Consider the following 262-nt stretch of genomic DNA (forward strand, 5'->3'; position numbering starts at 1 on the left):
TCGCATACAGACGCACGACGCCGGCGACCTCGCCGCTGAGCGACTGCACCTCGCGGGCGAATGACTGCAACTGATCGTGGACCGACACCGCACGAGAAAAGGCATGCCGCCCGGCCTCCGTCAACTCGACTCCCGACGGCGAACGAATCAGCAACGCGAGGCCCATTGCCGACTCCAGATCCGCGATACGCCGGCTCAATGCGGAAGCGGCAATGTGATTGCGGCTGGCGGCGCGAGCAATCGAGCCTTCCTGCACGACGGA

At 65.3% G+C, this 262-nt stretch carries 1 protein-coding gene; it reads right to left on the bottom strand.

Annotated elements, in window-relative coordinates; translation table 11 throughout:
* On the bottom strand, window positions 1-262 hold a 262-nt coding region (locus tag SB822_RS58250), incomplete at both ends, for a LysR family transcriptional regulator (RefSeq protein WP_410859264.1).

Origin of the sequence: Paraburkholderia sp. SIMBA_054 (assembly GCF_046534875.1) — a bacterium.
GTDB lineage: Bacteria > Pseudomonadota > Gammaproteobacteria > Burkholderiales > Burkholderiaceae > Paraburkholderia > Paraburkholderia hospita.